We start from the raw sequence: 17,904 nt of genomic DNA on the forward strand, positions 1-17,904 counted from the left end.
GTTCAGCTTTCCCGGAACCGGTAACCGACGCCATAAAGCGTTTCGATCATGTCGAAACTATCGTCGACGACCTTGAACTTCTTGCGCAGGCGCTTGATGTGGCTGTCGATCGTCCGGTCATCCACATAAACCTGGTCATCATAGGCCGCATCCATCAGGGAATCACGGCTTTTCACGACGCCGGGGCGCTGCGCCAGCGCGTGCAGGATCAGGAATTCCGTTACCGTCAGCGTGACGGGCTGGTCCTTCCAGGTGCAGGTGTGGCGTTCCTGGTCCAGAACGAGGTTGCCGCGCACGATGGACTGGGCCTGGCTGGCGGCATCGCCCTTGACCGCGATTTCGCGGGCGGCGGTCCGGCGCAGCACGGCCCGGACGCGTTCGACCAGCAGGCGCTGGGAAAACGGCTTGGTGATGAAATCGTCGGCGCCCATCTTCAGGCCGAACAACTCGTCGATCTCGTCGTCCTTGGAGGTCAGGAAGATCACCGGCAGGTCGGTCTTCTGACGCAGCCGGCGCAGGAGCTCCATGCCGTCCATCCGCGGCATCTTGATATCGAGGATCGCGAGATTGGGTGGACGCGTGACCAATCCCTCGAGCGCGGAGGCGCCATCGGTAAAGGTCTCGACCCGATATCCTTCCGCCTCAAGGGCGATCGATACCGAAGTCAGGATGTTCCGGTCGTCATCGACCAGCGCAACTGTCTGCATGCTGAAATTCTCCCCAGCCATAACGCCTTGTCCCTTGCTCGCCTCCAGAAGGTGAGCGGTTGACGCCGAAACTTGGCGCAAAATGTGGCACAGAACGCAACTGGTGTCATGGAGCGCCCCTTTCCATGGGCGGACGATGAAACCGGTGCGCTCCGACAAATTGCCGTACGACAAGGCTCCCAACTACGTCTTTTACGCACAACTTGAACCGATTAAATTATTTTTTTAAAGATTAAATCGATTAATTATTTGAAATCCATGGTTATTTCTGTTTCACGCTCTAACCCTGTTTAAACGCAGACTTAAACAGATTTAAAATTTTCGCGGCTGCTGGCGGCGACAGGAGCAACCAAAAAGAGACCCGACTGGTGAGGACAATGAAGACAAACGGATTGTACAATACGGCGCACGGACTCGAGAAACACGGCTTTCGGGCACCGTCCTCCGTCTATTACAACCTCACCGAGGCGGAACTCTACGAGGAGGCGATCGACCGCCGCGAAGCGCAGCTCAGCGCACATGGCGCCCTCGTCGCAAAGACCGGCGTGCATACCGGCCGCTCCGCCAAGGACAAGTTCGTCGTCAAGGACGGAACCGTCGATGACCACATCTGGTGGGACAACAACAAGGCGATGACGCCGGAGGACTTCGACCGTCTTCTCGAGGATTTCCTCGAACAGGCACAGGGCATGGAGTTGTTCGTCCAGGACCTGATCGGCGGCGCGGACGCGGATTACAGCCTTCCGGTGCGCGTCATCACCGAAAATGCCTGGCATTCACTGTTCATCCGCAACCTGCTGATCCGGCCGGACCGCGACACGCTTTCCGCCTTCGTGCCGGAAATGACGATCATCGATCTTCCCTCCTTCGAGGCGGATCCGGAGCGGCATGGCTGCCGCTCGGGCACAGTGATCGCGGTCGACCTGACCCGCATGATCGTGCTGATCGGCGGAACCTCCTATGCCGGCGAGATGAAAAAATCGGTCTTCACCGCGCTCAATTACATCCTGCCGAAAAAGGGCGTCATGCCGATGCATTGCTCGGCGAATGAAGGCCCGGACGGCGATGTCGCGGTGTTCTTCGGCCTGTCAGGCACCGGCAAGACCACGCTTTCCGCTGATCCGGCGCGTACGCTGATCGGCGACGACGAGCATGGCTGGAGCGAGAACGGCGTCTTCAACTTCGAGGGCGGCTGCTACGCCAAGACAATCCGCCTGTCGCGCGAAGCCGAGCCGGAAATCTACTCGACAACGGAGCGCTTCGGCACCGTGCTCGAAAATGTCGTGCTCGACGACAACAAGATGCCGGATTTCCACGACGCCACGCTGACCGAGAACACGCGCTGCGCCTATCCGCTGCACTTCATCCCGAATGCCAGCGCGACCGGCAAGGCCGGCCAGCCGAACAACATCATCATGCTGACCGCCGACGCGTTCGGCGTGATGCCGCCGATCGCCAAGCTCACGCCGGCGCAGGCGATGTACCACTTCCTTTCCGGCTACACGGCGAAAGTCGCCGGTACCGAGAAGGGCGTAACCGAGCCGGAAGCGACATTCTCGACCTGCTTCGGCGCACCGTTCATGCCGCGCCATCCGAGCGAATACGGCAATCTGCTGCGCGACCTGATCGCCAAACACGGCGTCGATTGCTGGCTGGTCAATACCGGATGGACCGGCGGCGCCTATGGCGTTGGCAACCGCATGCCGATCAAGGCGACCCGCGCGCTGCTCAAGGCCGCCTTGTCGGGCGAACTGAACGACGTGGAATACCGCACCGATCCCAATTTCGGCTTTGCCGTTCCGGTCGCGGTCGAAGGCGTGGACAGCGCCATCCTCGATCCGCGCTCGACCTGGGCCGATCCGCGTGCCTACGACCTGCAGGCCGAAAAGCTCGCCGGCATGTTCACGGAGAACTTCGAAAAATTCGCCAACCATGTCGATCTCGACGTGATGGACGCGGCGCCTCGATTTCTCCAGGCCGCTGAATAACAGCAGCCCGCAAGGGTGAGTCCACGGCGTCTGCTTCGCGGCAGACGCCGTTTTTCTTTTGCCACGGCTTTTTTCGAACCGGTGCAACGCTTAACGTCTCGCTCCATGATGAGACATTCGAACCCGGGCGAGAACAATGAGCGTCGATGACCTGCCGATCCGGCACGGGATGATCCTGCCCGGCTGGTCGATGACGGAGGATTTCGTGCTCGCCTCCGGGCCCGGCGGTCAGAACGTCAACAAGACGTCGAGCGCCGTGCAGCTGCGCTTCTTTCCCGGCTCCGCCGGCGTGTTCAACGATCAGCAATTGAAGCGACTCGTCCAGATCGCCGGCAAACGCGCCGCAAAGGACGGGTCGATCCTCATCCACGCGAGCCGGCACCGGGCGCAGGAGCGCAACCGGGAGGACGCACGGGAACGCCTGAAGGGCCTCGTCCTCAAGGCACTCGAGCCGCCACCCCCTCCGCGCAAGAAGACGAGGCCGACGCGCGGCTCGGTCGAACGTCGGCTGAAGGCCAAAGCCGGCCGGGCGCAGATCAAGAAAATGCGCGGCAGCGTCGATGCCGAGGACTAGCCCGCCGCAATTGTGCGCATTAAGGTCGATCCGGTCGCGAGGCGCGGCGTTATAAGTTTATCGGGAAGGATGTTGCGATGGGATTTTTCGATTTCGTGAAATCGGCAGGCAAAAAACTCGGCTTCGGCGACGATGAAGAGGAAAATGCGAAAGAACTGAAGAAAGAACTCGATTCGCACGCCCTCGGCACGGAAGGCGTGGAAGTCGAGGTGAAGGGCGATACCGCGATCATCAAGGGAGCCGTTGAAGACCAGTCGATTTTTGAAAAGGCGGTCGTCGCGGTCGGCAACACGCTCGGGATTTCCAAGGTCGAGGCCAGCGAGCTCAAGGTCGCCGACGCGCCGGCCGGAGACCCCAAATTCCATACGGTGGAAAAGGGCGACACGCTCTGGGCGATTGCCGAGAAGGCCTATGGCAACGGATCGAAATACAATCTCATCTTCGAGGCGAACACGCCGATGCTGACCCATCCCGACAAGATCTATCCCGGGCAGGTCCTGCGCATCCCGGACGCTGGCTGATACTCGAATAATCCGGCGGCGGCGCATGGCGTTTCGCCGCCGGAAACCCATATCCTGACCATGCTGGTACTTCCAAAGGGTGTCCGCCACATACCCGGCTGTCTGTCGCCGGATGAGCAGCGCGGACTGGTCGAGGACATTCGGTCGGTCGTCACGAAGGCGCCGCTGTTTACGCCGCGCATGCCGCGCACCGGCAAGGAAATGAGCGTTCGCATGACCAATTGCGGGTCGCTCGGCTGGGTCACCGACAAGGAGCGCGGCTATCGCTATCAGGCGACGCACCCGGTTTCCGGCGCGCCCTGGCCCGATATTCCGGCATCCCTCATGAAACTCTGGGAAGACTACAGCGGCTATGCGCATCCGCCGGAGGCATGCCTCGTCAATTTCTACGAGGATACGGCGAAGATGGGTCTCCACCAGGACCGCGACGAGGAGGATTTCGACGCACCGGTTCTCTCGGTCTCGCTCGGCGATACCTGCCTGTTCCGGATCGGCGAGACCACACGATCCGGTCGGACCGTCTCGCTCAAGCTGGACAGTGGCGACGTCATCCTGCTCGGCGGACCGGGCAGGCTTTGCTATCACGGCGTCGACCGGATCTATCCGGCGACGTCGGCGCTTTTGAAGAATGGCGGACGCATCAACCTGACGCTGCGCCGGGTGACGAAGCCCACGTAATCGCGATCAGAGCTTCCTGAGCAGCACTTCCTCGACGAGGTGGTCGGAGCCCTTCTTGAGGATCAAATCGGCGCGCGGGCGCGTCGGCTGGATATTCTCCCTGAGGTTTTTCAGGTTGATATTGGTCCACAACCCCTCCGCGATACCGAGCGCGGAATCCTTCGACAGTTCCGAGTAGCGGTGAAAGAAACTCTTCGGATCGCGGAACGCCGTCTCGCGCAACCGCATGAAGCGGGTCACGTACCAGTCGTGGATCTGCTCCTCGTCGGCATCGATATAGATCGAGAAATCGAAATAGTCCGACACGAAGGGCACCATCTTGCCGTCCTCCGGCAGGTCGCGAACCTGCAGAACGTTGATCCCTTCGAAGATCAGGATATCCGGCCGGTCGATGGTTATGTATTCGTCCGGCAGCACGTCATAGACGAGGTGCGAATAAAGCGGCGCGCGCACCGAATGCTCGCCCGCCTTGATGGCCGACAGGAACCGCAGGACGGCGGGGACGTCGTAGCTCTCCGGAAAACCCTTTCGTTCCATCAGGCCCTGTTCGCGCAGGACGGCGTTGGGCAGGAGAAACCCGTCCGTCGTCACGAGGTCGACCTTCGGGTTGGACGACCATCGCGCCAGCAATTCCTTCAGGATACGCGCCGTGGTCGACTTGCCGACGGCGACCGATCCGGCGATGCCGATGATGAAAGGCGTCTTGATCGCCTCATCGACATTGAGAAAGGTCTTGCGCTGCTCGAACAGGCTCTGCGACGCCTCGACATGGGAATAGAGCAGGCGCGACATCGACAGGTAAATGCGCCGGACCTCCTCGAGGTCGACCGGGTCGTTCAGCGAGCGCAGCCGCATGACCTCGTCCGATGTCAGTGTCAGGGGCGTATCGGCCCTGAATTCGGACCATCTGGCCGCCGAAAAGCGCCGATAGGGCGACAACTCGCTGCCCGACAACTGGTCGAGTGGATCGGTATGCACCGTGTGCCCGCTGCGCTTGACGGATTGGTCCATGAAGTTGCCTGTGATTTACTCCCCGGGACGGGACGTCTTTTCCTCGATCCCGGTCCGGCCCGTGCGGCTTTCAAGTTCTGCCAGAACCTCGTCCAGCGCAACGCCGCGAATGTGGAGGACGACAAGGAGATGGTATAGCAGGTCGGCCGTTTCTCCCACAAGCTGTCCGCGATCCTGACCGATCGCCGCGATCACGGTCTCGACCGCCTCCTCACCCAGCTTCTTGGACGCTTTCTCGATACCCTTGCCGACGAGTTTCGCCGTCCAGGAGCTTTCGTCTCCGGAGGCTGCGCGCGCGGCGACGATTGTCTCGAGGTCGGCAAGCGTGAAATCGGTCATTGTTTCTTTCCGTTCAGGCGTCGCGGCGCACGGCGATGCCGGCTTCGGCCATATGATCCTTGGCCTCACCGATCGTATAGGTTCCGAAATGGAAGATCGAGGCGGCAAGCACGGCGGTGGCATGACCGTCGCGAATACCCTCGACAAGATGATCGAGCGTGCCTACGCCGCCGGACGCAATGACCGGAACGCGCACGGCATCGGCCACAGCGCGCGTCAGCGGGATGTTGTAGCCGATCTTGGTGCCGTCGCGGTCCATGGAGGTGAGCAGGATCTCGCCCGCGCCGAGCTCAGTCACCTTACGCGCGAACTCCACCGCATCGATACCGGTCGGCACGCGACCGCCATGGGTAAAGATTTCCCAGCGCGGCTCGGCGTCCCCCTCGTCAACCGCCTTGGCGTCGATGGCGACGACGATGCACTGGTTGCCGAACTTGTCGGCGGCTTCGGCGACCAGTTCCGGCCGTTTCACGGCAGCCGTGTTGATGGAGACCTTGTCAGCGCCGGCCAGCAGCAGCTTGCGCACATCCTCGACCGCGCGCACCCCGCCGCCGACGGTCAGCGGCATGAAGCACTGTTCGGCGGTGCGGGCGACGACGTCATAGATCGTCTCGCGATCATCGGAGGAGGCGGTGATGTCGAGGAAGCAGAGTTCATCGGCCCCCGCCGCATCATAAGCCTTGGCCGCCTCTACCGGATCGCCGGCATCGACCAGATCGACGAAATTGACCCCTTTGACGACACGGCCGCCGGCGACGTCGAGGCAGGGGATGACGCGGGCTTTCAGGGTCATTTCCCCCTCCCTTCGCCGCGCAGAACCGCCAAAGCCTGTTCCGGGTCGATCCGACCGTCATAGAGCGCACGGCCGGATATTGCACCTTCCAGCTTGGCCGCATCCGGCATCGTCATGCGGACGACATCCGCAATCGAAGCCAATCCGCCAGACGCAATGACGGGGATCGAGACGGCATCGGCCAGATCGATGGTCGACTCCCAGTTGATGCCCGTCAGGATGCCGTCACGGTCGATATCGGTGTAGATGATCGCGGCGACGCCAGCGCCCTCGAATTTCTTCGCCAGCTCGATGACGCCGAGTTCGGAGGCTTCGGCCCAGCCTTCGACGGCAACCTTGCCGCCCTTCGCGTCGATGCCGACGGCGATCTTGCCGGGAAATTGCCTGCAGACCTCGATGACGAGATCCGGATCGCGCACCGCGACCGTGCCGAGAATGACGCGGGATAGGCCCTTGTCCAGCCAGGTCTCGATATGGGCGAGCGTGCGGATACCGCCGCCGAGCTGCACAGGATTGGTCGTTGCGGCGAGGATCGCCTCAACCGCCGCGCCATTGACCGACTGGCCCTCGAACGCGCCGTTCAGATCGACAACATGCAGCCACTCGAAGCCCTGGTCCTCGAAGGCTTTCGCCTGCGCGGCGGGGTCCGGGTTGTAGACGGTCGCCTGGCCCATGTCGCCCTTGACGAGGCGCACGCACTGGCCGTCCTTCAGATCGATGGCGGGAAAGAGGATCTTGTTTGCGGGCATGGCCTTACGGCGTCCATTTCAGGAAGTTGGCAATCAGGGCGAGACCCAGTTTCTGGCTCTTTTCCGGGTGAAACTGGGTGCCGAACATGTTGTCACGCACCACGGCGGCGGTGACCGGTCCGCCATAGTCCGTGCGGGCGACCACCTCCGCCTCGTTTTCGGCGGCAAGGTGATAGGAATGGACGAAATAGGCATGCAACCCGTCCTCGCCGGTCTCGATGCCGTCAAAGAGCGGGTGCGACCGGACAAGATCCAGCGTGTTCCAGCCGATCTGCGGAATCTTCAGGGACGGGTCGGACGGCGTCATCTCGACGACATCACCGGCAATCCATCCCAACCCCTGCGTGACTGTCTTTTCCAGCCCGCGCGACGACATGAGCTGCATGCCGACGCAGATGCCGAAGAAAGGGCGGGCTTTTTCGAGGACCGCCTCGTTCAGCGCATCCACCATGCCGGGCACCGCATCCAGACCGGCGCGGCAATCGGCATAGGCGCCCACGCCCGGCAGGACGATCCGGTCCGCGGAGGCGACACGGGCAGCATCAGAGGTCAGGTCGATCTCGGCGGAAACACCTGCCTCACGCGCCGAGCGTTCGAAGGATTTCACCGCCGAGCGAAGATTGCCCGAGCCATAATCGATTATCGCAACACGCATGGCGCTCATCGTCCCGTATCGTCGTAGCCGAACAGCATGTCGGATTGTGGCGGCAATGGCGGCGGAAGCACGCCGGATCTCATGGCCGCCGGCCGGGGGCGGTCGACCGATTTCGGTGCGCCGCGACCGGCAAACCAGCGAATTTCCGCGTCGTCGAGATTCGACGCGATCACCGCGCCGACCTCGCAATAACCGAGCCGCCGGAAACGCGCGAGCCGCCATGCCGGCCCTTCCAGCGCAACGTAGACACTGACGACCAGACCCGCAAAAACCATGGCCGCGCTTGGCGCGATATATTCGCCCGCCATGCCGATCCCGGCGGAAACGAGCAGCAACATCAAGGCAGCGAACCAGAGGCGGTGCCAGACCAGCCAGACAAGCGGAACGATCAGCGCGGGAAAGGAGAATTCATCACGCACGAAAGTCGTGTCCGGGCGCGACGGTGCCCCGGAGCGACGCTGCATGACAACATAGCTCGCCATGATATCGGCCTATCCGTTCAACGTGCCCTTGGTGGACGGGATCGCGTCCGCCTGACGCGGATCGATCTCGACGGCCGCACGCAGCACCCGCGCCACGGCCTTGAAACAGGTCTCGGCGATGTGATGGCTGTTGGCGCCGTAGAAATTCTCGACATGCAACGTGATCCCCGCATTCTGGGCGAATGCCTGGAAGAATTCGCGCACCAGTTCGGTGTCGAACGTGCCGATCTTCTGGGTCGGAAAGTCGACCCTGAATACCAGGAAGGGCCGACCCGACACGTCGATGGCGGCGCGCGTCAGCGCTTCGTCCATGGCTAGATCGAGGCTCGCATAGCGCGTCACGCCGCGCCGGTAGCCAAGCGCCTTCGCCAGAGCCTGTCCGAGCGCGATGCCGGTATCCTCCACGGTGTGGTGGTCGTCGATGTGCAGATCGCCCTCGGCATTGACCGTCATGTCGATCAGCGAATGGCGCGCGAGCTGGTCCAGCATGTGGTCGAAAAAACCGATACCGGTCTTCATCTCATGCTTGCCGGTTCCGTCCAGATCGACTGCGACGGAAATGGCGGTCTCGTTTGTCTTGCGGCTGATTTCAGCCGTGCGCGCGGTCATGGCGAATGCCCCTTTTTCTCGGCGACTGCGCCTCATAACAAGGGTTCGGGGCAAATGCCAGCGTATCGCCAGCGCGTTTGCATTTGCCGACGGCCCGCTTACATAGCGGGAACGAAACAGGGCCGTCGCGCCCGCGCCAGTTTATAATCGCGTTTCCGAACGGCGAGCCGGATTTCGCTTCGCCCGGAAACGCCCTGCAAAGGACGGACCATGAGCAAGGACGAGAATCCCTACGGCACGATGCATGCCACGACCATCGTCACCGTACGCAAGGGCGACAAGGTGATCATCGCCGGCGACGGACAGGTCAGCCTTGGTCAGACGGTGATGAAGGGCAATGCCCGCAAGGTCCGCCGCATCGGCAAGGACGGCGAGGTGATCACCGGCTTCGCAGGCGCGACCGCCGACGCCTTCACCCTGCTCGACCGGCTGGAGAAGAAGCTGGAGCAATATCCCGGCCAGCTGATGCGCGCTGCGGTCGAGCTCGCCAAGGACTGGCGCACCGACAAATATCTGCGCAATCTCGAGGCAATGATGCTGGTCGCCGACAAGTCGGTATCGCTGTGTGTCACCGGCAACGGCGACGTGCTGGAACCCGAGGAAGGCGTGATGGCGATAGGCTCGGGGGGCAATTATGCGCTTGCCGCCGCCCGCGCGCTGATCGACACGGACATGGATGCCGAAGCCATCGCCCGGCGCGCCATGCAGATCGCCGGAGAGATCTGCGTTTACACGAACGGCAACGTGATCGTTGAAAGCCTGGATGCCGACTGACACGCCATTGATCGCATTCGCGGCGATGACGCCCGCCGACTATCCGATGCTGCAACATTGGCTGGAAAACCCGCCCATGAACGAATGGTGGGGCGATCCGGCAGGCTATATCCAGTATTGGTCCGTCGGCAACGAGGTCGACAGCGGTCATGGCGCCGAAGCGCCGTGGCTGCTCGAGCTGCCAAGGACGGCGGTCGGCGTGGATTTGTCACTCGGCCGGCCAGAGCTCCTCGGCAGGGGCATCGGCACCGCAGTGTTGCGCGCTTTCCTCGCCCGGCTTTTCGCCGAAGGGCACGAAACCGTCGTGATCGATCCCGATGAAGCCAATTCGCGCGCGATCCGCGCCTATGAAAAGGTCGGATTTCGCGAGTATGGCCGCTATCCACACGGATCAGGTGTAACAGTGCTGATGACAATCACCTCGGAACGCTTCGCGGAGATAGAGGGATGATTTCCCAGAACACGCTGTCACACGCCGTGGAGCACGGCATCATCACCGCGGACCAGCGCGACAGGCTCGTTGCGCTGGCGACCGAACCGATCGATCGGGGCAGTGACGATACGATAACCAATGACGAGCCGATGCGGCTTGTCGGAGGCGGAAACGATCTCTTCGTGACGATCGGCATCCTGCTGCTGTTCGCCGGCGGGTTGTTCGCGCTGCAATCGGTCTCGCAGTTTTCCACCCCCGTGATCGCGGCCATTCTCGGCGTTTTCGCGTGGCTGGTCGCCGAATTCGTCACCCGCCAGCGGAGGATGCGTCTGTCGAGCACGGTTCTGGGGCTCGGCTTCATCGCCGCCATACTCTTTCTTCTCGGCAACTATCTGGAGACCCGTTTCGGTCTGGCAGGTGTCGAAAACCCGTTGCAACTGGCCGGCTTGCGCCCGCAGGCCGAGTTGGTCGCGGCCATCCTGTTCGGCGGCACCGCGATTGCTGCGATCATCTATTTCGCCCGTTTCCGGGTGCCGATCATGGCTGCGGTCCTGGCGTTGTCCTTCACCGGCGCGGCCTTTTTCCTGACGACGCTTTATTTCTACGACGGCGTGGTCGATGGCCAAATGCTGCTTCCGACCATGGAGCAGATCCCCGACGTTCTAGCGAGAGCGCTCTATGTCCCGCTCATCTGCGGGTTCCTCGTGTTCGGGGTCGGGCTGGCGCTCGATCTGCACGACCGCGAACGCTTCACGATATGGTCGGACTGCGCCTTCTGGCTGCATGTCATCTCGGCGCCGCTTCTCGTCCATCCCCTCTTTATTCTGGCGACGGGCCAGGATGTCGTCTTCGGCGAGATCGAGCCGGGGGCATCCGCATCGATCATGCTCGGCGTGCTGATCGCGGCATTCGTCTATGTGGCACTCGCCATCGACAGGCGGTCGCTGCTGATCCCCACGCTTGCCTATTTCGGATCGCTTGGGATCTACTATCTGGTGAACAGCGCCGCGAACACGACGGGAATCCCGCCATTCGCCCTGATCCTGCTGGTGATCGGCGCGCTGATCATCCTCTTCGGCGCCGGCTGGCAGCGCATCCGGCGCTTGATTGTCGGCTCGACGCTACCCACATCGCTGCTTTCGAAACTGCCTCCCATCAAATCGTGAGTGCCCATGTCTGAATTCTCTCCGCGGGAAACCGTTTCCGAACTCGACCGCTTCATCATCGGCCAGCAGGACGCCAAGCGCGCGGTCGCAATCGCGCTGCGCAACCGCTGGCGGCGGCAGCGTCTCGAAGGCACGCTGCGCGACGAGGTCATGCCGAAGAACATCCTGATGATCGGGCCGACCGGTGTGGGCAAGACCGAGATCTCGCGCCGCCTCGCGAAGCTGGCGGGCGCACCCTTCGTCAAGGTCGAGGCGACCAAGTTCACGGAGGTCGGCTATGTCGGCCGCGACGTCGAGCAGATCATCCGCGATCTCGTCGAGGCCGGCATCACGCTGGTGCGCGAGAGAAAGCGCGAAGAGGTCAAGGCCAAGGCGCATGTCAATGCCGAACAGCGCGTGCTCGACGCGCTCGTCGGACCGACCGCGAGCCCGGCGACCAAGGAAAGCTTCCGCAAGAAACTGCGCGACGGGCTGCTCGACGACAAGGAAATCGAGGTCGAGGTCGCCGACACGGCTTCGGGCGGAATGCCGGGCTTCGAAATCCCGGGCATGCCCGGCGGCAATATCAGCATGATCAATCTCAACGACATGCTGGGCAAGGCGTTCGGCGGCGCGAAGACGAAAACGATCAAAACGACTGTGCGCGAGTCGCACGACATGCTGGTTGCCGACGAATCCGACAAACTGCTCGACCAGGAACAGATTACCCAGGAAGCGCTGCGTTCGGCGGAAAATGACGGCATCGTCTTCCTCGACGAGATCGACAAGATCGCCGCGTCGGAAGGCCGGTATGGCGCCGGTGTCAGCCGCGAAGGCGTCCAGCGCGACTTGCTGCCGCTTGTCGAGGGCACGACCGTCGCTACGAAATACGGTCCGGTGAAAACCGACCATATCCTGTTCATCGCGTCGGGCGCCTTCCACGTCTCGAAGCCCTCGGACCTGCTTCCGGAACTGCAGGGCCGCCTTCCGATCCGCGTCGAATTGAGGGCGCTGGAGCGCGACGACTTCCGCCGTATTCTGACAGAAACCGAGGCCAGCCTCATCAAGCAGTATGTCGCGCTGATGAAGACCGAGGACGTCACCATCACCTTCACGGATGACGCGATCGACGCGCTGGCGGACATTGCCGTCGACCTGAATTCGACGATCGAGAATATCGGCGCGCGACGGCTCCAGACTGTCATGGAGCGCGTGCTCGACGAGATTTCTTACGAGGCGCCGGACAAGTCGGGCGAGGAATTCATCATCGACGGCGACTATGTCCGCAAGCAGATCGGTGACCTGGCGCGCAATGCGGATCTGTCGCGCTACATACTGTGACCGAACGGCCATAGCCGGATTTTCGTTGCGGCAAACTCTCGACTCCTGCCGGCGCATTTCTTACTAGCAAATGAGGGGCGCGCTGGCGGAAAACCAAATGATGTCGTCATTCCGATCATTAACGGCAGGTATGTTCGTGGCCCTGACGCTGGCCGCGACGCCGGCCGCTGCCGTAACCAAGGTCGAGCCCGGCAATCGCAATTCGGAACAGCCGTCGATCCCCGGAGCGTCGAAAAACCGGACCAAGGCGCTCAAGACCACCTTCGACAGGAAATACGAGAAGGTTCTCGGCCTGTTGCGTCGCGACCGCCGGCTGATCGCGCGGATCAAGGACGCCGCCAAAGACTTCGGCATCGATCCGATTCACATGATCGGAGCCATCGTCGGCGAGCACACCTACAATGTGGACGCCTATGACCGTGCCCAAACCTACTACATCAAGGCGATTTCCTACCTGAAGGGTTCGATCGACTTTCAGTATGACGGCGAGGAAATCGACGATTTCATCGCCAGGCCGCAATTCGACAAATGCAATGAGCTGACCGGCAGCAAAGCGATTTGGACCTGTCGCGAGGATGTCTGGAATGCGAAGTTCCGAGGCAAGAAGGTCGACGGCAAGGCGTTTCCGAACGACCGGTTCAGCGCCGTCTTCTTCCAGCCCTTTTATGCCGGACAGACATTCGGTCTCGGCCAGCTCAACCCCCTGACCGCCCTGATGATGACCGATCGCGTCAATGCGGTGACAGGCGCGCGCAAGCTGTCACACACCGACGGCAAGGACGTCTACAAGGCGATCATGGACCCGAAAGAGACCGTGCCCTACATCGCCGCCACGCTGGCGAGCGCGATAGACGATTACCGCGAGATCGCGGATTTCGACATCTCCGCCAATCCGGGCCTCACCGCAACGCTTTATAATACCGGCGACGCCGCCGGTCGGGCACGCGAGCTTGCGCGGCGCAACAAGCGCTCGGGCAAGACGGTCTATCCGGAAGAAAACTACTATGGCTGGATGATCAACGACCGCGAAGACGAATTGCGGGCGCTGCTGGACAACTGATACCGGCGTTCAAGACATCCGGTCCGGGCGATTGAGCAACACCTTGATGCGATGCATCAGGTGGTCGAGGTCTTCCGGACGCAAATCTCCGATCGACTGTTTCAGAAGATTGGCGAGTTCGGTCGCCATCGGATTGAGGCCCGACGTATCGATCGTGACCTTCGGGTGCGACTGCAGCGCAAGCCGCTGCAATTCGTCCGCTTCGTCCCAGATGATATTGAGACAGGCGATGATCCGCTGGAGCAGCACCCAGGAAGGGACGCCGCGATGGCCGTGTTCGAGCGCCGACAGATAGGCCGCCGATACGCCGACCTTTTCGGCCATCTCCTTCTGACTGATGCCTTTTTCGGCACGAAGCTGGCGCAGGCGTTCCCCGAATGGCGTCATCGGCGCATACTCCCGTCCGGCCGCGAAAGCCGCCGAAGCCGGACATAGATCGCCCCCTCGCCACCATGATGACGACTCGCTGAGGAGTATCCACTCACCAGTTCCGAAAAACGCGGGCCATTGAGCCAGACAGGCACCATTCGTTTCAACACTCCCTCGCTGCCGGGAGACCGGCCCTTTCCGGTGACGACAAGAACGTGGCGGTCGCCCCGCGACCTGGCACTGGCTAGAAACGCATAGAGCCGGTCATGCGCCTGGTCTTGTGTCATGGCATGAAGGTCGACACGGGAATCGATGGAAATCCGGCCCTTGGCGATTTTGCGGGTGGTTGGCCGGTCGATCAGCGGTTCGGGTTTTCGCGATTTCGGCGCCGGCGGCCGGTGAACATGCTGGATCGGCGAGCGAATATCGGCGGCGCGGCTCTTTTCAGGCTTCGGCGATTGGTCCCCGCCGGACAGCGCCTCGCGGAATTCCCGTGCCATTTCGTCCTGATTGAATTCGGGACGAACAACAGCCCGGTCCCGCAGCGGCGTCACCGTCCGCTCCACGCGGTACCAGAGTATGGTCTCTTCATCACTCAGTTTGCGTCGCGTCTTGCCGTCCTTCATGGCGCGACCACTCTGCCGGGCTCGATCGCAGCGGATTTCGGAACCAGCAGGAAGAAATCGGCAGGCGACCGGACCGCGCTCGCGCGATGACCCGCTTCCTCCCCGGAGCCCATGAAGAGATCGCCACGCGCCGGACCGACGATTGCGCTGCCGGTGTCCTGCGCGATCATCAACTTCGCCCAGGCTTCGCCATTGACCGCATCCGCCGAAACGAAAACCGGCGTGGAGAATGTGTGAATCAGGCGGTCCACGGCAAGCGACCGGCCGGCCGTCAGCGGGACCTTGGCGGCGGCGACCGGACCGGCATCGGCGTCTGCGACCCGGGCCTCGCGAAAAAAGATAAAGGAGCGGTTCTCCTGCATCAGCGCGCGCGCCCGATCCGGATGCGCGGCGAGCAAGGAACGGATCGCCGCCATTGAAACCGCATCCGGCGCGATCTCGCCGCGCTCGACGAGTCGTTTGCCGATTGCGGTAAAGGCGTGGCCGGTCTTGCCGTCATAGGTGATGCGCATGACGGAACCATCGGCGAATTTCAACCGTGCCGCGCCCTGTATGTGCGCAAAGAAGGCATCGGCGGGATCCTCGACCCAGGCAATTTCCAGGCCCTTGTGGTCCAGAAAGCCCTCCTCGATCCGCTTTCGGTCCGGATAGGCTTCGAGTGTCCCGTCAGACATGAGACGGGCAAAACGAATTTCGGAATCCCATTCGGAGGGCCGGTTTTCCGACGTTACCGCAACAAGATCGGACGGCCGCCGGTAAAACGGCGTATCGAACCGCGCCGTCCGGTCGCGGGAGGCATCGATTTCAGGTTCGTAGAACGCGGTTACGAAGCCGCGCCCGCCATTATCGTCGGCAAGTGCGTAGCAGTCGAAATTGTCCTCGAAGAAACCGCGAGGATTTTCCCTGGCGGATTTTTCGCCGGCAGCTTCGTACAGCGCGCAAAGGCTTTCCGGTGACACGCCGATCGATCCTCGCCGGTACGCCTCATCCGCGGGTCGGCCGGCATGGCGGGCAAACGCCGCCAATGCCTGCGAAACATCATCCTCGCCCCATCCCGGCAAGCCGGAAAAGGAAATGGGGCGAAGTCTCCACACGACGCGGTGATGTCAGTCTTCGGATTCGGTGGCGACCAGCCGCCAGTTCGGATCGCGGTCGCGGGTATCTCGCGCGAAGGTCCACACGTCCTTGACCTCCACGACCGCGTCCGGATCGCCGTCGATCACGTTGCCGTCCTTGTCACGGGTCGCCGAGATGAGCTGGCTAACCACGCGAATGGTGACCAGCGCGTCATCGTCGCGCATCTCCGCCGCGATGATGTCCGCATTGTCGATGCCGATAAAGCTCGACTGCACGGTTTCGCCCTTGGCCTCGCGTTCATCGAGGGCCGCGGCAAATCCATCATAGACTTCGTTCGACAGGAGATTTTTCAGTGTCTTGCGATCGGCGTCGGCGAACGACATGACGATCATCTCGTAGGCCATCTTGGCCCCGGACAGGAAGCTGGCCGGCTCGAAATCAGCCGAACGGTCCTTGATGGCGCGCATGCCCGTATTGAGATCCGTTCCCGGCTTGGCGACACGATCGATGTCGCGATACGGATCGGCGCGCATTTCGCCGCGTCCGGGAAGAGTGATGACATTGTCCGACTCCCCGTCTGCTTCCGCATCCTGCTCGGTCGGCGCTTCGCGCTTGCTCGAATAGGGATCGAAAGGCCGGCGCTCGTGTCCGGTGCGTTTGCCGAGCACATTGCGCAGCTGCAGGAACACGAAAACCGCCGCTACGACGAATATCAATGTGACGAGGTTGGAGCCTTCCATCAAATGTCCCGCATTAAGAGAAATCCACTGCTCTCCATATAACCATGAATGGCGAGCATTCAAATCGCGTCGCGAATAACTACATTGAGATCACAAAGCTTAACGAAGAAGGCGGTTTGATGCCCTTTTCCCTGATTCCGTTCGCACTGTTGATCATCCCGCTGCTGGAAATCGGCGTGTTCATTGCCGTCGGCTCGCAAATCGGCGTGTTTCCGACACTCGGCATGGTCGTCCTGACGGCGATCATCGGCTCCATCCTGTTGCGGGTTCAGGGCTTCGGCCTGATGACGCGGATGCGCACCGAACTCGACCAGGGACGCATGCCCGGCCGCGATCTCGTCCATGGCGTCATGATCCTCGTCGCGGGCATTCTGCTGCTCACGCCGGGATTCGTTACCGACACGCTCGGTTTTCTCCTTTTCGTTCCGCCGCTGCGCGACGCCGTGTGGCGTTTCGCGCGCTCGCGCGTTCATGTCGTATCGGCTGGCGGAACCCGTTACGAGACGCGCCCCGGCTATGACGCCAATACGATCGACCTTTCGGAAGACGAGTATTCCGGAGAAGGCAGTGACGACAGTCCGTGGTCGAAGGACCGATAGGCGCGGGTACCCTGTCCTTGCCAGCCTGCAAGGGCCGTGCTAGCCAGCCGCGACTCCAATCCGCGCGAGTAAAACCGCGCTCTCATTATTCAGACAAGAGGCTTTCCACATGGCAGAAGACGGCAAGAACGGCGGTGAAAACCAGCCCGCGGGTGCAGCAACCAGCAATGGAAACGGCGCGGCTCCGCAGCTCTCCGTGCTGACCCAGTATGTCAAGGACCTGTCTTTCGAAAGCCCCGGCGCGCCGCTGTCACTGCGTCCGCGCGAGAAGTCGCCGGCGATCAATATCAATGTCAACGTACAGGCCAATCCGCTCGCCGACACCGATTACGATGTCAGCCTGACCCTGACCGCCAAGGCCGAGGACGGCGATAACGTCCTGTTCAACGTCGAACTGGTTTATGGCGGCGTTTTCCGCGTGGCCAACTTCCCGCAGGAACACGTCCTTCCGGTGCTGTTCGTCGAATGCCCGCGGCTGCTCTTCCCCTTCGCGCGCCAGATCATCGCCGAGTGCACCCGCAATGGCGGCTTCCCGCCGCTGATGATCGATCCGGTCGATTTCGCGCAGATGTTCCAGCGCCGCATGGCTGAAGAACAGAGCAAGCAGAAAGCCCAGGCCTGATCGGCTTCGGCT

23 protein-coding genes are annotated in these 17,904 nt (G+C 61.8%); 11 read left to right on the plus strand and 12 right to left on the minus strand.

Features of this window, described 5'->3' with window-relative positions:
• Positions 1 to 2: 2 nt before the first annotated feature.
• Complete coding sequence (locus ACQK2M_RS02940) at positions 3 to 707, minus strand: response regulator transcription factor (RefSeq protein WP_223477646.1); 705 nt, start codon at positions 705 to 707, stop codon at positions 3 to 5.
• A 377-nt stretch (positions 708 to 1,084) separates the two neighbouring features.
• On the opposite strand from ACQK2M_RS02940, the gene ACQK2M_RS02945 reads away from it, so the two are divergent.
• The 4 genes from ACQK2M_RS02945 to ACQK2M_RS02960 all read left to right on the plus strand — a co-directional run bounded on the left by ACQK2M_RS02945 (position 1,085) and on the right by ACQK2M_RS02960 (position 4,468).
• A complete protein-coding gene (locus ACQK2M_RS02945) occupies positions 1,085 to 2,695 on the plus strand; it encodes a phosphoenolpyruvate carboxykinase (protein WP_425416559.1) in 1,611 nt (536 codons plus the stop codon).
• Between the two features lie 136 nt (positions 2,696 to 2,831).
• Positions 2,832 to 3,269, plus strand: a complete 438-nt coding sequence (gene arfB / locus ACQK2M_RS02950; protein WP_425416560.1) for an alternative ribosome rescue aminoacyl-tRNA hydrolase ArfB — start codon at positions 2,832 to 2,834, stop codon at positions 3,267 to 3,269.
• A gap of 77 nt (positions 3,270 to 3,346) precedes the next feature.
• Positions 3,347 to 3,790 carry a peptidoglycan-binding protein LysM gene (lysM, locus tag ACQK2M_RS02955; protein WP_425416561.1) on the plus strand — a complete coding sequence of 148 codons (444 nt, stop codon included), beginning with the start codon at positions 3,347 to 3,349 and terminating at the stop codon, positions 3,788 to 3,790.
• Between the two features lie 60 nt (positions 3,791 to 3,850).
• Positions 3,851 to 4,468, plus strand: a complete 618-nt coding sequence (locus tag ACQK2M_RS02960) for an alpha-ketoglutarate-dependent dioxygenase AlkB family protein (RefSeq protein WP_425416562.1) — start codon at positions 3,851 to 3,853, stop codon at positions 4,466 to 4,468.
• 6 nt (positions 4,469 to 4,474) lie between these two features.
• Here ACQK2M_RS02960 and coaA read toward each other — a convergent pair whose 3' ends face one another.
• From coaA to hisB, 7 genes are read right to left on the minus strand one after another with little or no spacing between them, the layout of a single operon-like run.
• Positions 4,475 to 5,479 (minus strand): type I pantothenate kinase, encoded by a 1,005-nt coding sequence (coaA, locus tag ACQK2M_RS02965; protein ID WP_223477641.1) that lies wholly within the window; start codon positions 5,477 to 5,479, stop codon positions 4,475 to 4,477.
• 15 nt (positions 5,480 to 5,494) lie between these two features.
• Positions 5,495 to 5,818 (minus strand): phosphoribosyl-ATP diphosphatase, encoded by a 324-nt coding sequence (locus tag ACQK2M_RS02970; RefSeq protein ID WP_425416563.1) that lies wholly within the window; start codon positions 5,816 to 5,818, stop codon positions 5,495 to 5,497.
• 13 nt (positions 5,819 to 5,831) lie between these two features.
• A complete protein-coding gene (gene hisF, locus ACQK2M_RS02975) occupies positions 5,832 to 6,611 on the minus strand; it encodes an imidazole glycerol phosphate synthase subunit HisF (protein ID WP_223477639.1) in 780 nt (259 codons plus the stop codon).
• Entirely contained in the window at positions 6,608 to 7,360 is a 753-nt protein-coding gene (gene hisA, locus ACQK2M_RS02980) for a 1-(5-phosphoribosyl)-5-[(5-phosphoribosylamino)methylideneamino]imidazole-4-carboxamide isomerase (protein ID WP_425416564.1), read from the minus strand. The genes hisF and hisA overlap by 4 nt, the downstream gene beginning before the upstream one ends.
• Before the next feature lie 4 nt (positions 7,361 to 7,364).
• Positions 7,365 to 8,015 carry an imidazole glycerol phosphate synthase subunit HisH gene (hisH, locus tag ACQK2M_RS02985; protein ID WP_425416565.1) on the minus strand — a complete coding sequence of 217 codons (651 nt, stop codon included), beginning with the start codon at positions 8,013 to 8,015 and terminating at the stop codon, positions 7,365 to 7,367.
• A gap of 5 nt (positions 8,016 to 8,020) precedes the next feature.
• Positions 8,021 to 8,497 (minus strand): DUF2628 domain-containing protein, encoded by a 477-nt coding sequence (locus ACQK2M_RS02990; RefSeq protein ID WP_425416566.1) that lies wholly within the window; start codon positions 8,495 to 8,497, stop codon positions 8,021 to 8,023.
• A 9-nt stretch (positions 8,498 to 8,506) separates the two neighbouring features.
• Positions 8,507 to 9,106: an imidazoleglycerol-phosphate dehydratase HisB gene (hisB, locus tag ACQK2M_RS02995; protein WP_425416567.1), complete on the minus strand. Its 600-nt coding sequence runs from the start codon at positions 9,104 to 9,106 to the stop codon at positions 8,507 to 8,509.
• A gap of 210 nt (positions 9,107 to 9,316) precedes the next feature.
• On the opposite strand from hisB, the gene hslV reads away from it, so the two are divergent.
• The 5 genes from hslV to ACQK2M_RS03020 all read left to right on the plus strand — a co-directional run bounded on the left by hslV (position 9,317) and on the right by ACQK2M_RS03020 (position 13,859).
• Positions 9,317 to 9,880, plus strand: coding sequence for an ATP-dependent protease subunit HslV (hslV, locus tag ACQK2M_RS03000; protein WP_274384775.1), 564 nt, complete (start codon positions 9,317 to 9,319; stop codon positions 9,878 to 9,880).
• The gene (locus ACQK2M_RS03005; protein WP_425416568.1) at positions 9,870 to 10,331 is read left to right on the plus strand and encodes a GNAT family N-acetyltransferase; all 462 of its coding nucleotides are present in this window, start codon (positions 9,870 to 9,872) and stop codon (positions 10,329 to 10,331) included. The genes hslV and ACQK2M_RS03005 overlap by 11 nt, the downstream gene beginning before the upstream one ends.
• On the plus strand, positions 10,328 to 11,479 hold the full coding sequence (locus ACQK2M_RS03010) for a hypothetical protein (RefSeq protein ID WP_223477632.1): 1,152 nt from the start codon (positions 10,328 to 10,330) through the stop codon (positions 11,477 to 11,479). The genes ACQK2M_RS03005 and ACQK2M_RS03010 overlap by 4 nt, the downstream gene beginning before the upstream one ends.
• 6 nt (positions 11,480 to 11,485) lie before the next feature.
• Positions 11,486 to 12,799 (plus strand): ATP-dependent protease ATPase subunit HslU, encoded by a 1,314-nt coding sequence (gene hslU, locus ACQK2M_RS03015; RefSeq protein WP_425416569.1) that lies wholly within the window; start codon positions 11,486 to 11,488, stop codon positions 12,797 to 12,799.
• 70 nt (positions 12,800 to 12,869) lie between these two features.
• Positions 12,870 to 13,859 carry a DUF1402 family protein gene (locus ACQK2M_RS03020; RefSeq protein ID WP_425416570.1) on the plus strand — a complete coding sequence of 330 codons (990 nt, stop codon included), beginning with the start codon at positions 12,870 to 12,872 and terminating at the stop codon, positions 13,857 to 13,859.
• A gap of 9 nt (positions 13,860 to 13,868) precedes the next feature.
• On the opposite strand, the gene ACQK2M_RS03025 is transcribed toward ACQK2M_RS03020, so the two are convergent.
• The 4 genes from ACQK2M_RS03025 to ACQK2M_RS03040 are packed head-to-tail and all read right to left on the minus strand — an operon-like array spanning position 13,869 to position 16,671.
• Positions 13,869 to 14,246 carry a helix-turn-helix domain-containing protein gene (locus ACQK2M_RS03025; protein WP_223477630.1) on the minus strand — a complete coding sequence of 126 codons (378 nt, stop codon included), beginning with the start codon at positions 14,244 to 14,246 and terminating at the stop codon, positions 13,869 to 13,871.
• Positions 14,243 to 14,854, minus strand: coding sequence for a Smr/MutS family protein (locus ACQK2M_RS03030; protein WP_425416571.1), 612 nt, complete (start codon positions 14,852 to 14,854; stop codon positions 14,243 to 14,245). Before ACQK2M_RS03030 ends, ACQK2M_RS03025 begins: the two co-directional genes overlap by 4 nt.
• A complete protein-coding gene (gene mltA / locus ACQK2M_RS03035; protein ID WP_425416572.1) occupies positions 14,851 to 15,948 on the minus strand; it encodes a murein transglycosylase A in 1,098 nt (365 codons plus the stop codon). The genes ACQK2M_RS03030 and mltA overlap by 4 nt, the downstream gene beginning before the upstream one ends.
• A 12-nt stretch (positions 15,949 to 15,960) precedes the next feature.
• Positions 15,961 to 16,671 carry a Tim44/TimA family putative adaptor protein gene (locus tag ACQK2M_RS03040; protein ID WP_223477627.1) on the minus strand — a complete coding sequence of 237 codons (711 nt, stop codon included), beginning with the start codon at positions 16,669 to 16,671 and terminating at the stop codon, positions 15,961 to 15,963.
• Between the two features lie 119 nt (positions 16,672 to 16,790).
• Here ACQK2M_RS03040 and ACQK2M_RS03045 point away from each other — a divergent pair, with 119 nt between their 5' ends.
• Entirely contained in the window at positions 16,791 to 17,270 is a 480-nt protein-coding gene (locus ACQK2M_RS03045) for an FxsA family protein (RefSeq protein WP_425416573.1), read from the plus strand.
• A 109-nt stretch (positions 17,271 to 17,379) separates the two neighbouring features.
• A complete protein-coding gene (gene secB / locus ACQK2M_RS03050) occupies positions 17,380 to 17,892 on the plus strand; it encodes a protein-export chaperone SecB (RefSeq protein ID WP_223477625.1) in 513 nt (170 codons plus the stop codon).
• The last annotated feature ends 12 nt before the right edge of the window (positions 17,893 to 17,904 follow it).

Origin of the sequence: Oricola indica (genome assembly GCF_965227485.1) — a bacterium.
Taxonomy (GTDB): Bacteria; Pseudomonadota; Alphaproteobacteria; order Rhizobiales; family Rhizobiaceae; genus Oricola; species Oricola indica.